The 13,354-nt window shown below is 56.1% G+C and carries 12 protein-coding genes; 4 read left to right on the forward strand and 8 right to left on the reverse strand.

Annotated features, from left to right (window positions below):
• Positions 1 to 15: 15 nt before the first annotated feature.
• From tolR to pyk, 8 genes are all read right to left on the reverse strand, one after another.
• Complete coding sequence (tolR, locus tag K0A93_05875; protein MBW6511633.1) at positions 16 to 438, reverse strand: protein TolR; 423 nt, start codon at positions 436 to 438, stop codon at positions 16 to 18.
• A gap of 3 nt (positions 439 to 441) precedes the next feature.
• A complete protein-coding gene (tolQ, locus tag K0A93_05880) occupies positions 442 to 1,113 on the reverse strand; it encodes a protein TolQ (protein MBW6511634.1) in 672 nt (223 codons plus the stop codon).
• A 173-nt stretch (positions 1,114 to 1,286) separates the two neighbouring features.
• Positions 1,287 to 2,132, reverse strand: a complete 846-nt coding sequence (gene dinD, locus K0A93_05885; GenBank protein MBW6511635.1) for a DNA damage-inducible protein D — start codon at positions 2,130 to 2,132, stop codon at positions 1,287 to 1,289.
• 103 nt (positions 2,133 to 2,235) lie between these two features.
• Positions 2,236 to 5,001 (reverse strand): hypothetical protein, encoded by a 2,766-nt coding sequence (locus K0A93_05890; protein MBW6511636.1) that lies wholly within the window; start codon positions 4,999 to 5,001, stop codon positions 2,236 to 2,238.
• Positions 5,002 to 5,237: 236 nt separating this feature from the next.
• Positions 5,238 to 5,882 carry a TIGR04282 family arsenosugar biosynthesis glycosyltransferase gene (locus K0A93_05895; protein ID MBW6511637.1) on the reverse strand — a complete coding sequence of 215 codons (645 nt, stop codon included), beginning with the start codon at positions 5,880 to 5,882 and terminating at the stop codon, positions 5,238 to 5,240.
• Positions 5,883 to 5,933: 51 nt separating this feature from the next.
• On the reverse strand, positions 5,934 to 6,719 hold the full coding sequence (gene folE2, locus K0A93_05900) for a GTP cyclohydrolase FolE2 (GenBank protein ID MBW6511638.1): 786 nt from the start codon (positions 6,717 to 6,719) through the stop codon (positions 5,934 to 5,936).
• Between the two features lie 21 nt (positions 6,720 to 6,740).
• Positions 6,741 to 7,421, reverse strand: a complete 681-nt coding sequence (gene queC, locus K0A93_05905) for a 7-cyano-7-deazaguanine synthase QueC (protein ID MBW6511639.1) — start codon at positions 7,419 to 7,421, stop codon at positions 6,741 to 6,743.
• Between the two features lie 51 nt (positions 7,422 to 7,472).
• A complete protein-coding gene (pyk, locus tag K0A93_05910; protein ID MBW6511640.1) occupies positions 7,473 to 8,921 on the reverse strand; it encodes a pyruvate kinase in 1,449 nt (482 codons plus the stop codon).
• A gap of 157 nt (positions 8,922 to 9,078) precedes the next feature.
• Here pyk and K0A93_05915 point away from each other — a divergent pair, with 157 nt between their 5' ends.
• The 4 genes from K0A93_05915 (at position 9,079) to K0A93_05930 (ending at position 13,323) form a co-directional block, all read left to right on the forward strand.
• Positions 9,079 to 11,496, forward strand: a complete 2,418-nt coding sequence (locus K0A93_05915; protein MBW6511641.1) for a PBP1A family penicillin-binding protein — start codon at positions 9,079 to 9,081, stop codon at positions 11,494 to 11,496.
• Between the two features lie 190 nt (positions 11,497 to 11,686).
• A complete protein-coding gene (locus K0A93_05920; GenBank protein ID MBW6511642.1) occupies positions 11,687 to 12,538 on the forward strand; it encodes a response regulator in 852 nt (283 codons plus the stop codon).
• Between the two features lie 147 nt (positions 12,539 to 12,685).
• The gene (locus tag K0A93_05925; GenBank protein MBW6511643.1) at positions 12,686 to 12,838 is read left to right on the forward strand and encodes a hypothetical protein; all 153 of its coding nucleotides are present in this window, start codon (positions 12,686 to 12,688) and stop codon (positions 12,836 to 12,838) included.
• Positions 12,838 to 13,323: a DUF559 domain-containing protein gene (locus K0A93_05930; protein ID MBW6511644.1), complete on the forward strand. Its 486-nt coding sequence runs from the start codon at positions 12,838 to 12,840 to the stop codon at positions 13,321 to 13,323. Before K0A93_05925 ends, K0A93_05930 begins: the two co-directional genes overlap by 1 nt.
• Positions 13,324 to 13,354: the final 31 nt, after the last annotated feature.

The following is a 13,354-nucleotide window of genomic DNA, read 5'->3' on the forward strand; positions in this document are numbered from 1 at the left end:
GGTTAACAACCGGGGTTACTTCTCTGGGGGCTGCGCCACCATGCCCAATTTTTCGATTCCCGCCGCGCGGGTCGCCGCCATCACCTTGACGACCTCACCGTACGCTACCGCGCGATCCGCTTCGAGAAACACTTCCCGCCCTTTGTCCCCTGCGATCGCCTGGCGCAGCACCGCCGTCAATTTGGTGACGCTGGCGATGTGCTCTTTGCCGAGCCAGATCTTGCCGCTGCGATCGACTTTGACGGTCAGCGGCTCAGCCGGGTTGGACAGGTTCGGCGCATTTGCGACCTCCGGCAAATTTACCTCGATCCCCTGATCGAGCATCGGTGCGGTGACCATGAAGATGATCAGCAGCACCAGCATGACATCGACAAAGGGTGTGACATTGATCTGCGCCAGGGGCTGACGGCGATTCGTGGAATGTTGACCGATATCCATCGCCTAATCCTTCCGCATGGTGCGTTCGACGATGTTGAGGAATTCCTGGCTGAAGTTGTCCATTTCGCCGGTGAGGATATTGACCTTGTTGACGAAGTGATTGTAGGCCACGACCGCCGGAATTGCCGCCATCAGACCGATAGCGGTCGCGACCAGTGCCTCGGAGATGCCGGGAGCGACCACGGCCAGTGACGCACTCCCTGACTGGCCGATGCCGCGAAAGGAATCCATGATCCCCCAAACGGTGCCGAACAGGCCGATAAATGGCGCGGTCGATCCGGTGGTGGCAAGAAAAGTCAAAAATTTTTCCAGCCGATGCGTTTCCAGGGTGGTCGCCCGGCGCAGTGTCCGCGCCACCCGATCGACGCCGCCAAGGTCAGCGCTCAACCCGGCGAGCTCCGGTTCCCCTTCGCGGCGCTGCAACTTCACCAGCTCCTGATAGCTTTCGCGAAAGAGAACCGCCAGCGGGGAGTTGGGGAAATTGCCCAGCCCCTTGCCGATCAGGTCGAAACGTTTCTTGCTCCAGAAAAACTCCAGAAAAGCGCTCGACTCACGCGTGGCGCGGTGGATCACCAGCAGTTTATAAAAAATGATTGTCCACGATACGATCGAAAAATAAGCAAGTACCAGCAGCACCAGTTTAACGACCGGGCCAGCGTTCCAGATCAGATCCAAGGCAAAGCCTCCTTCAAGATGGTCAGAATGAATGCTGCTGATTATCGGTTATCGACGGCGGCAAGTCAACGCTCTCGAAACGATTTACGGTCCTGCAATCCGAGAACGCCCTGAAGTGAGTGGAGCTGATCAATTTGGTGCTTTTGGGTTTTTCTTCTTCTGCGGTGTTTTTTTTACTTCTGTTTTTCCAATTTCTTCTTGGCGCTTTCAACCTGCTTGATACCTTGCTCCGGGGTCGGCAGCGACTCAGGCATGGTTCCTCCCAAATCTTTGATCGTCTGCCGGACTTTCTGCCCGACCTCGTAATGAGTTTGGTTGGCTTGCTGCTTCCCCCGCACCTGCTCACGCATGAGCTTTTCTTCGGTCTGGGTGGCGCGGAAGAGGTTGGCGGCCAGTTCGGTACTCCCCATGTGGTCGAGAATCTTCTGGCTCTTCTTCAACCCCTTGCGCGCGTGAATCTCTCTGGCCGCCAGTCCGCCGTAGAGACCGCGATATCCGTGATCCTGAAAAATAGCGTAATCCAGACTTGTCTCCACCCCGGCATCCTTGGCCGCCGCCGCCAGATATTTGTTGTGCTGGACCAGTTCGTTGCGGATCGCCAAGCGCTTTTCGTCTTCGCTAAGACAGGCAAATTTCTCATCATCGGCCAGTTCTTGCCGTCGGGTCTGAATGGCAAAGTAGGTCTGGCCGTTGGCGATGATCGGCTTGGCGGGGTCGGCATTCTGTACAACCAGATAGCAGGCGTAACGGGAAAGCCGCAAATTTTCAACTTGTCGTTTCGCGCCAGAACCGATTTCGACCATAGTGAGGACATCCTCAAAATGGTCTTCCGCCGTTTGGCCGCTATTAACGCAAGCCTCTTTGGCTCGTTCGATGACGGGCAAAAAATGACGATACTGGGAATACTCAAGGACTCCGGCGAGTTGCCGCGCCAACCAATATTCGTTGCCATCGGAGTCAATCTGGCGCAGTCCCTCGAATGTAGCGTGGTGTTTTTCTTCAGTACGTTTTTCCGTCATAACAATCCCCCTCCAGATGGTGATAAAAATGCTTGAGGCAGAATTCTTTCCGGCATCAGATTGATTTCGCTCAGTGTCTGTTCAATGCCTCGGCGCATTGGTTTCAGCTCAGCCAGGGCCTGTGACGTGCACTGTTGCTCGGCGATTTTTTCTGCGTCGCGGTGGCCAACGGGGCAACAAGTTGTTGATAACGTTCAAAAAGAAAGGCGACGCGCTCAGCTTCACTTTTGAAGGTGGTCTTGCCGTAGGCGGCATCAACAGCGCGATCCAGAGTCTGGTGCGCCTTGACCAGCGGCGACGGCATGGTCAGTGGGTCGTAAAGGTCGGCGAGGGTGGCGTTTGGAAACTGGGCGCGGGCGTCGAGGACGCTTTGCGCGGCGGCTTCGATGGTGGCTTGTTGCTTTTCGGTCGGGGTGGGCCAGGGGAAGTTGTTGTAGACAATCCCTGACGAGTAACGGTAGTCACTTTTCAGGCGGCCACAGACAGCGCGCATCCATGAGTTGTGCATGGTTGATGAGAGGATGCCGAGGTGATAATAGGTGGCAGAAGGAAGGATCTTGACAAGATTGCTACAGAGGGTATTTGGAGACATGAATCCGATTGGAATAAAGGGACGCCGTTCAGAGGAAACTTCAGGAATAACAAGATAATTTTCGTCTGGCATGTTTTCAACATGAAAGCGTGTCGGTGTTGCAGCCAGTTTTTGGGTCGGCGCACTTCTGGACGCCAGACGAAAAGCCCGCACCGCTTCGACTCGTTTCAGCGCCTCAGGTAGCCGATGCAGCTCTTCCGGGGGGCAGTCGCCCAACCAGAGGCACCAGCGCTCATACCCGTTGATGAACTCATCGGAACCGATCCAGCGGCGGAACCATTGTGCTGCTGCCGGTTCTTTTATCAGAAAACTTGTTTTTTCATCTGTGGTAAAAAGATAATTTCCGCCATCGATCGGTTTGTTGCCGATCCCTATTTTAGGCACTGTGCATAATGGGGTCGTGCGGTTTTGCAGGACCACAATTGGCCCATCCACCAGATACGGATTGATGCTATTCACCTTGACGACGTGAGGCTCGCTTCTCGGTGTATCGTAATCGAAGAGCCATTTTTCGGCTGCGTCCTGTAAACCGAAACCGACAATGACGCAATGCACTGCGGCTTTGCCGCGTGCTTCGCTGTTCCACTGAAAGGTTCGGTGCGCAAAGTTAATCTTGATGCCGCGTCGGAAAAGGTCAGGCCAAAGCACACCAACCTGCTCTCCCTGAGTGATGGAGTTGGTGGAAACGAAGGCGGCACGAATTCTCGGATTGTCTGCCATGTATTCCGTCGCTTTGCGGTACCAGCAAGTCACATAATCGAGAACCCCGGCACCCTTGACGTCATGAAAGATCGACGCAACCTCTGTCCGCTGTTGGCCGTCCAGAAATTTTGAGCCAATGAACGGTGGATTCCCCAGCAGATACGACAACCGCTCCGGTGCGATCACCTCGCGCCAGTCGATCTGCAACGCATTCCCATGCACGATATGTGGCGCTTTTTTCAGCGGCAGGCGGGCGAAGTAGAGGCCGAACTCTTCAGAGACTTTGAGGTTCATCTGGTGATCAACCAGCCACAGCGCCACCTCGGCGATCCGTGCCGGCCATTCTTCAATCTCGATGCCGTGGAACTGGTCGACATTGACACCGATGAGCTCGAAAACATTGAGCATCAATTGATCGCCCTGACGCACCTGACGCAACACTTCCAGCTCCAGCAGGCGCAGTTCGCGGTAGGCGATGACGAGAAAGTTGCCGCAACCGCAGGCGGGGTCGAAAAACGTCAGGCGCGATAGTTTTTTATGAAATTCGAACAGGCGGTTGCGGTTGTTTTTAACCTTATGAAATTCGGTTTTCAGCTCGTCAAGAAAGAGCGGACCAATCAGCTTCAGGATGTTGCTTTCGCTGGTGTAATGCGCGCCGAGGTTGCGTCGTGCCTTGGTGTCCATGATGCTCTGGAAGAGCGAACCGAAGATCGCCGGGCTGATGCGGCTCCAGTCGAGGGCGCAGCAGTCGAGTAACGCTTCGCGCATCTTCCGGTCGCAAGCGGCGATGGGGAGTGTTTCGGCGAAAAGCTGGCCGTTGACGTAGGGGAAGGCGGCGAGCTGTTCGTCGAGGGTTTTTGGCCGCTTCTCCGGCGGGGTATCAAGCACCTGAAATAATTGCGCAAGGTGCATGCCGAGATCGGAGCCGTCCTCATGGGTACGCTGTTCAAGGTAATCCTGAAATGCGCAGCGTTCAAAGAGGGCGGTATCTTCGGCGAACTGGCAAAAGAGCAAACGCACCAGCAGCACTTCAAGGGGATGCCCTTCGTAGCCTGCATCGCGCAGCAGGTCGTGCAGCTTGCCGAGTTTTTCAGCGGCCTGAATATTGACCGGGTCTTGCTGGCCGAAACTGCGGGTCTGGTACCCGGCAATGAAACCGAACAGGTGGATATGATCGGGGAGGGCGGCGAGGGGGAAGTCGTGTTGCTCACCGGTGTCGAGGTCGAAGAGACGGAAGCGGGCGAAGTCGGAAACCAGTACATAGCGGGGCAGGTCGCGCTCCTTCAGACCAGGGAAATAATCGAACGCCTGCCGGGCGGCGCGCTCCAGATCCCTGCCGCGCGATTTGTGTTCAACCAGCAGCACTCCTTTCCAGAGCAGGTCGATGAAGCCGCCGCGACCATCCCCTTTTTTAACCGGTGCCTCAAACGATGCCAGGCGGCGGCGAGTCATTCCGAAGACATCAAAAAATCCATCCCAGAAACTCTTGGCTTCCGCATCTTCTGATGTCTCATCGACCCATTCACGAGCAAAGGCAAGCGAACGGTCACGTATTTCATTCCAGGAAAGCGGCACGGTATAACCCCCACAAATTGTCATTTTCAGCATAAAAATGGGTGAGAAACAGGAACAGAAAAAACACGAGCGTTGTTTACTGTGTTGTCCGGGAGATTAACAACAGTGTCCGGCACAAATAACGATTTTGCCAATATGCCTCATCCGGGAACTTGTCGTCAATGACTTGCCCTCAGCGCGAGTTCCGTGGACATTTTACACAACGCTTCCACGGAGCGGAGGAAACTCCCCCACAATCACAAATAGCGTGCCAAATTGTCCCGTACATACTGCGCGGTTGCTGACCTGGGGGAGCGTTCGAGCAGGGCCAGAACGCTTCCCCAGTCATCGCAATCCTCCCACTGGCCAACCGTTGCGCAGCTCAGGTTGAACGCTGCGGCCCGTCGCTGCGTTGCCGCAAACACTTCCGTCGTGCTCCAGGGGATCCCGGCGAAGAGTTCGGGGTGATGTTGCGACTCACCGATCAGGACGTAGCCGCCGTCACCGGCGGGGATGGTCACGCAAGCGTGCTCGCGCAGTGCTGAGAACGCCGCGTCAACCAGCTTCGGTGGCAGATCCGGGCTATCACTGCCGATCAGTGCCGCACGCTGGTAGCCGTCGGCAAGGAGGTCCCGCAACGCCTGTTCCAGGCGGGTGCCGAGATCGCCCTCCGCCTGGGGGCGCAACTGCAAGTGGGGAAAGTGCTGTCGAAAATAATCACCCGTTCCGCTGTGAAACAAGACCAGATCAATACCTAACGTACTGAAAACGTTGATTGTTTCATGCAGCGCGGTCTGATAAAAAGCCGCCGCCTCGGCCCCCGTCAAGGGCGGACAAAGACGCGTCTTTACTTTTCCCGCTGCGGGGGGCTTGGCAAAAATGCCCAGAACAGCATCAGTCATCGGGAGAAATTCTTTTGATAAAAAAGTGACTTGTCCACTATTTCAACAGGGTTATCCACAACCATTCAGGGCGCGGTCGATCTCGATCTGCGCATAGGCTGAATGGTTGTGAATCGATTCAAAGTTTTCACATTCGACCCGGAACCAGAGAATATCGACGTTATTCATCAGCGTCTCGGTCACCGCCCGCACCAGATCCTCGACGAACATCGGGTTGTCGTACGCCTGCTCGGTCACTGCCTTTTCATCTTCGCGTTTGAGCAGGGAATAGACCGGTGCACTGGCGCAGCGTTCGACCATTTCGATCAGATCCTCGATCCAGATATGACCGCGATAACGAATGCACACATTGATAACGCTACGTTGATTGTGGGCCCCGCGTTCGCTGATTTCGCGCGAGCAGGGGCAGAGCGAGGTCACCGGCACCGCCACGCCGAGGATAAAGTCCTGATTTTCATCAAGGGTTCCGATCATCCGGCACTGATAATCCATCAAGCCGCTTGCGCCGGAGACCGGCGCGCGTTTTTCAATAAAATAGGGGAATTCCAGTTCCAGATGAGCCCGCGAGGCTTCGAGTCGGGATTTCATCTCGCGCAGGATGGTGTCGATACTTTCGACGCTGATTTCGCCGTGATAGAGATTGAGGATCTCGATAAAGCGGCTCATGTGCGTCCCCTTGAACTGATGGGGAAGATCAACGTACATGTTGACGCGGGCGACGGTATGTTGTTGTTCCTTGTGCTTGTCGAGCACCACGATCGGGTAGCGGATATTCTTGACCCCCACCTTGTCAATGGCGATACGCCGGGTATCCGGGGATTTTTGCAGGTCAGGCATGGTTTTCATTGCGGGCCTCTCTCAGGCGTAGGGGAGCGGGTCAACGGTTCCCGCCTCGGCAAAACCTTTCAGCCGCAGACGACAGGAATCACACCGGCCACAGGCCAGGCCGGCAGGGGTTGGATCGTAACAGGAATGGGTCAGTCCATAGTCGACCCCCAGGGCGAGACCGCGACGCACGATATCGGCTTTACTCAAATAGAGCAAAGGAGCGTGAATACGGTAAACACCCCGCCCGTCGACTCCGGCGGCGGTGGCCAGATTGGCCAATTTTTCAAAGGCATCGATATACTCGGGACGACAATCGGGGTAACCGGAATAGTCGCGGGCATTGACGCCGATAAAGATATCAAAAGCACCGAGGGCCTCTGCCCAGCCGAGGGCAAAGGAGAGAAAAATGGTGTTGCGGGCCGGTACATAAGTGACCGGAATACCGGCATCAAAATCACCGTCCTTGGGCACGGCAATGTCGGCAGTCAGCGCGCTCCCGCCGATTTTACGCAGATCGATGGTGACGACCTGATGCTCTGCCACCCCCTGTCGCGGGGCGTATGCACACGCCCTGTCCAGCTCGATGGCGTGGCGTTGACCGTAGGCGAAGCTCATCGCATAGGGGGTGAACCCTGCCTCGCGCGCGATGGCCAGACAGGTCGTCGAATCGAGTCCGCCGCTGTAAAGGACGACCGCTTTCTTTTCACTCATGGTTCCTCATTGATGGTCGGTTTGAATCGCGTTAATGCGCGTCGTTCGCGGTTAATGCACTTCGTAAAAAACCCCGGTTCCCAAACGATGAATCTTCAGCAGGTTGGTGGTTCCCGGTGCCGAAACCGGGCTGCCCATGGTAATGGCGACCACGTCGCCGCGTTGCAACACCCCGGCTCTAAGGACGACCTCTTCAACCGAGCGAATCTGGGCTTCGGTGTCTCCTTCAATATCGACCCGAATGGAACGGACACCGGCATAGAGCGCCAACCTGCGGCGGACCGTCTGGGTCGGCGTCAACGCATAAATCGGCAGGGCCGGACGGTATTTGGCGACCAGCGCGGCGGTGCTGCCGGTCTGGGTAAAAGCCAGAATCGCCGCCGCACCGACATTTTCCGCGACCCGGCAGGCCGCCTGACTGATCGCTTCAGGGAGACTGCGATAGCTGTGCTCCCCGGACAGAGGCTGAAATACCTGCTCGCGCAGGGCCGGGTCGGTTTCAACATCGAGTGCCACGCGAACCATCAGCTCCACCGCTTCCACCGGGTATTTGCCGGCCGCCGTTTCGGCGGAAAGCATTACCGCGTCGGTGCCATCGAGGATTGCATTGGCGACATCGGAGGTTTCGGCGCGCGTCGGTCGCGGATTGTTGACCATGCTTTCGAGCATCTGGGTCGCTGTAATCACCGGTTTGCCGACGGCGTTGCACTTGCGGATAATCTTTTTCTGAATCAGCGGCACCAGTTCCGGACTGACTTCCACGCCGAGATCACCACGCGCGACCATAATCCCGTCAGCGACCTCAAGAATCGCATCAAAATTGGTCACCGCTTCAGGTTTCTCGATTTTTGCGATGACTTTGAGTGACGATTTCTCCTGAAAAATCAGTCGCTGCAACTGCTGAACATCAGCGGCGCTGCGGACAAAAGAGAGGGCGACATAATCGACGCCGTGGTCGATACAGAAGCGCAGGTCAGCGAGGTCCTTTTCGGTCAGCGCCGGGGCGGAAACCGCGACGCCGGGGAGGTTTATGCCCTTGCGGTCCTTCAGCAGTCCGCCGACGATCACCCGGCAATGCACCTCACTGCCAGCGATCCCCAGCACTTTCAGTTCGAGCAGGCCGTCATCGAGCAGGATGCGGTCCCCCGCCGTAACGTCACCCGGCAGGTTGCGGTAAGTGGTTGGAATCAACGTCCCTGCACCGGGCACCGGGCGGGTGGTCATGGTGACCTCGGTCCCCGCCGTGAGGAGCAGCTCGCCATCAGCCATCGTCCCGGTGCGAATCTTCGGTCCCTGCAAATCGCCGAGGATGGCCACCGCCTGCCGCCGTGCTTTTGATAACGTTCGGATATGGTCGATTATTTCCGCCTTTTCCGCCCGCTCGCCATGCGAGAAGTTAAGCCGAAAAACATCAGCACCGGCCTCCACCAAAGCTTTTAAACCGGCAACCGAAGAGCAGGCCGGGCCAACGGTCGCAACTATTTTTGTCCGTCTGAACATGAGGGGAGAGCGCTCCTTTCACAGCACCAGCGGGGCAATTTTTTTGTGGTGCAAGTCTAACACAACCCGGCAAACAGGCAAACGGGAAAACCGTTGCCGCTGGCGGGTGCTTTATGTTAAAATTTATAGCTTGCATTTGATACGGATCTAAACCCCCATGACATTTAAAATTAAAGCCGTTCTTAAAAAACTCCTGATTATCGGCGCGGTCGGGCTGTTGATCGCACTTCTGGTCCCGGTTGGAATCTATTTTTATCTTGCCGATGATCTGCCGCGCGTCGAAACCCTCAGCGATTACCGTCCACCGATCGTCACGCGCGTCTTCAGTGAAGATGGTCAACTGATCGCCGAATATTCGAAAGAACGGCGCATCCTCTTTCCTGTTGAACAGATGCCCCGCCAGTTGATCGACGCCTTCGTTGCGGCTGAGGATTCCCACTTCTTTGCGCATCAGGGGATTGATTTCACCTCGATACTGCGCGCGGCGATCAAAAATATCAAGGCCGGGGGAATCGTTCAGGGGGGGAGTACCATTACCCAGCAGGTCGCCAAAACGATGCTCCTTTCGTCGGAACGCAAGTTCAAGCGCAAGTTCAAGGAAGCGATCCTCGCCTGGCGGATGGAACAGCATCTGACCAAAAATGAAATCCTCTACCTCTACCTCAACCAGATCTATCTGGGGCACCGCGCCTACGGCGTACAGGCGGCGGCGGAGAATTATTTCGCCAAAGACGTCAACCAGTTGACAGTTGCCGAATGTGCGATCCTTGCCGGGCTGCCCCAGGCTCCGAGCCGCTATTCGCCGTACAGTCATCTTGACCGCGCCAAAAAACGTCAGCACTACGTCCTCAACCGCATGGTCGATGACGGCTACATCTCCCGCGCCGAGGCGGATTCGGCCTTTGCCCAGGAACTTGACATTCAGCCACGGATCAATCGCAATATTGAAGATGCCGCCTATTTTACCGAACAGGTGCGGCGCTATCTCGAAGAGCGCTATGGCGAAGAGGTGCTCTACACCGAGGGGCTGGAGGTTTATACCACCATGAACCTTGCGCTGCAGCATGCCGCGCAGCAGGCGGTGCAGCAGAATCTGCGCGACCATGATCGTCGCCAGGGTTACCGGGGGCCTGAAAAGGTTTTGCCCGGCGCCGAGATCGAAGCGTTCCTTGCGCAACAGGAGGTCGGCAGGCAGGGGCAACCGCTGCTGGTTGGTGACGTCCTTGACGCAGTGGTCAGCACTGCGGACCCGGCGGGATTCAGTGTCCGTTGCGGTCCTTACGCCGGGGTTGTGACGATCGCCGACGAGCACTGGGCGGCACCTCTGGAAATCGTTGCCAATAACATTCCCGCACAAGGCAATGCGGACGGGAGGCGTACCCGGCTGCCGATCGGCGCGGTGATTCAGGTGCGGATCAGTGGTGCTGACGACGCCGGTGTTCTCCAGCTGGAACTTGAACAGGAACCGTTGGCCGAAGGGGTAATCGTCGCCATCAATCCGGAAGATGGCAGCGTCAAAACCATGGTCGGTGGTTACAATTTTAAACGCAGCCAGTTCAATCGGGCACTCCAGGCCCGGCGTCTCCCCGGCTCGGCGATCAAACCACTCCTCTATGCCGCTGCTCTCGACAAAGGCTACACCCCCGCTTCAATCATTCTTGACACGCCCGTGGTCTTCAAGGACAGGAATGTTGCCGGCGCGGAAACGGTCTGGAAACCGAGTAACTATTCAGATAAATGGTACGGACCGACCTCGTTGCGGCTGGCGCTCTCCAAATCGCGCAACATTGTGACGATCAAATTACTTGAAGATATCGGCATCAACTACGCCGCTAAATATATCGCCAAATTCGGTATCGAATCACCGCTGACGCGCGACCTGACCCTGGCGCTCGGTTCCTCGGCATTGACCCCGCTGGAACTGACCACGGCCTATGCTGTCATCGCCAACGGCGGGGTCAGCGTCACCCCGGTCTATGTGACCAGGGTTGTCAATCGCGACGGCAAGATTATCGAATCGATCGACCCGGCCGATTTTCCCGATGGTCCCGGTTCCGGGCAACAGTTGATTCGCCAGGGACGCAAGCGGGTGATCTCGCCGGAAACCGCCTATCTGATTACCAATATGATGGAAAGCGTCGTGCAGCATGGCACCGGCTGGCGTGCCAAAGCGCTGAAACGCGCGGTCGCGGCAAAAACCGGCACCACCAACGACCTGAAAGATGCCTGGTTTGCCGGTTTCGTGCCGCAACTGGTTGCCGTTGCCTGGGTCGGCTACGATATCGAACGCCCGCTCGGCAAGTACGAAACCGGTTCCAAGGCCGCAGCTCCCGCCTGGGTCGAGTTCATGCGGGAAGCCGTTGCGGATCTGGACCTTGCTCCGCTCAGCTTTCGCGTCCCCGATACGATCGAATTCCATCCGGTTGATCCCCAGACCGGGCTGCTCGCCCCCGAGGACGGCTCCGATGCTTATATCGAGGCCTTTGCCCCCAATACCGCTCCCACCCGGTACGCCCTCGACGAGAAGCATCCGCAGGCCCAGGATTTTTTCCGGTTGGACTATGAGGATTTATAGCTGAACAATCACCAGCGCCGGTTTGTGCTCTTTATCCGGTGATTGATAAAAGACCTGTCTGGACGGGCAAAGGGTGTGGAAGTCCCGCTGACACCGCCCCGGCTCCCGGTTGACAACCCGTGTCAATCAAGCTAGATTTAGCCAGCTTCAACGCCGCAGCCTTATCCGGGGAATTGGCATGAGCGCAGAGATGAACGGAAAACCGTGGAAAAAGCTTGGTGAGATTTTGATTGCCGAGGGCATCGTTACCCGGAAAACGGTTGACCGTGTTCTGGTTCATGCTCAGGAGTTGCACCGGCGTTTCGGCGCGACGCTGATCGATCTTAATCTGGTCAGCGGTGAGGAACTGGCCAACGCACTGGCCAAGCAGCATGGCTGTAAAACCGTTTTCGGCCTCGGTGATATGCCGGTTGACAAGTCCTTGCTGGCCACCGTTCCGGTTGAGCAGGCGCTGCGTCATCTGATTTTTCCGTTCAAACGCAAGGGCGACCAGCTGGCTCTGGCGATGGTCGATCCCACCGATGGTGATATCCTCCACGAATTATCGATCCGGACCGGTCTCAAGGTTTTCCCCTTTGTCACGACCCGCGAAGATATCCGTACCGCAATCAGTCGTCTTTATCTGAATAAAGAGCCACGGCGCACAAAAGAGCGAACCGTGTTGCTGGTCGATGACGACAAAGTTATTCTGCAGATGCTGACCGATATTCTCAGTGGGGAGGGTTATCGCATCCTGACCGCACAGGATGGCATGGAAGCGTTCAAGATCGTCATCGGGGACAGCCCGCATGTGGTGATCACCGACATGGAAATGCCGAAACTCGGGGGGTATCAACTGCTCAATTCAATGACCGCGATTCCGGAAACACACCATATTCCCGTCATTATGATCACCGGCAAGGCAAAGACCGAAGAAGAAGAGCTGCATGCCTTTGAAAAAGGTTTTTTTGACGTGATCATGAAACCCTTCACCAAAGCCTCGGTACGGGCACGGGTGCGGCGCGCGTTCCATTTCTACAACAATCAATACCGCATTTTCTAGTGTTCTTGTCTCGCGCTGATGTCTGCACTTTGCTGCCAGCGGTTTTCTCTTTAATTTTTTTGATCTGTTTGGGGATGCTCAAAGTATGAGTACAGAGGCTCAGATCGAAGGGCAGCAGCCACAACAGATGCGGCGCGGGATGCTTATTTGACGGGCCTGAACTTCACCGTCATTCATGTGCTGGACAGCGGAGAAAGCACCACCCCGCCCCTGCGGGGCACCCCTCCACAGGAGGGGAATGGGGCACAAAATTCCCCTCCTGTGGAGGGGTGGCAGGCGCAGCCTGACGGGGTGGTGTAATGCGCTCAACCAAAAGCTATATGTCGCTCCCCTATAACCCGGCGCTAAAGGAAAGAGTCAGGGATTTGCGCAGAGCTGGAAATTTATCCGAGGTTTTGTTGTGGAATAAAATCAAGAACAAGCAGTTTTCAAGCTTGGATTTTGATCGGCAGAAAATCATCGGCAACTATATTGTTGATTTTTTCTGCGCAGAAAAGGGTGTGGTGATCGAAATCGACGGCAGCAGCGACGATGACAAGGCTGATTACGATGCGCAACGGGATGCGTTTTTAATCGGGCTTGATTTGGTGGTCATTCACATCAGTGATAGCGACGTGAAACGCAATTTGTTCGGGGTCATGGAATTTTTGAGAAATCATCCGGTATTGGCGACCACCCCGCATGGGGATAAAGGCACCACCCCCCGCCTATGGCGTACCCCTCCAGAGGAGGGGAATGGTACACAAAATTCCCCTCCTCTGGAGGGGTGGTGTAATGACGATTAAAGAGAAGGATGGCAACAACGCGTTTCTCAAG

It is taken from the genome of Desulfuromonadaceae bacterium (assembly GCA_019429445.1).
GTDB lineage: Bacteria > Desulfobacterota > Desulfuromonadia > Desulfuromonadales > JAHYIW01 > JAHYIW01.

Coding starts and splice junctions, on each gene's coding strand:
- tolR (MBW6511633.1), bottom strand. CDS start 438: ATGGATATCGGTCAACATTCCACGAATCGCCGTCAGCCCCTGGCGCAG.
- dinD (MBW6511635.1), bottom strand. CDS start 2,132: ATGACGGAAAAACGTACTGAAGAAAAACACCACGCTACATTCGAGGGA.
- K0A93_05895 (MBW6511637.1), bottom strand. CDS start 5,882: ATGACTGATGCTGTTCTGGGCATTTTTGCCAAGCCCCCCGCAGCGGGA.
- folE2 (MBW6511638.1), bottom strand. CDS start 6,719: ATGCCTGACCTGCAAAAATCCCCGGATACCCGGCGTATCGCCATTGAC.
- queC (MBW6511639.1), bottom strand. CDS start 7,421: ATGAGTGAAAAGAAAGCGGTCGTCCTTTACAGCGGCGGACTCGATTCG.
- pyk (MBW6511640.1), bottom strand. CDS start 8,921: ATGTTCAGACGGACAAAAATAGTTGCGACCGTTGGCCCGGCCTGCTCT.
- K0A93_05915 (MBW6511641.1), top strand. CDS start 9,079: ATGACATTTAAAATTAAAGCCGTTCTTAAAAAACTCCTGATTATCGGC.
- K0A93_05920 (MBW6511642.1), top strand. CDS start 11,687: ATGAACGGAAAACCGTGGAAAAAGCTTGGTGAGATTTTGATTGCCGAG.
- K0A93_05930 (MBW6511644.1), top strand. CDS start 12,838: ATGCGCTCAACCAAAAGCTATATGTCGCTCCCCTATAACCCGGCGCTA.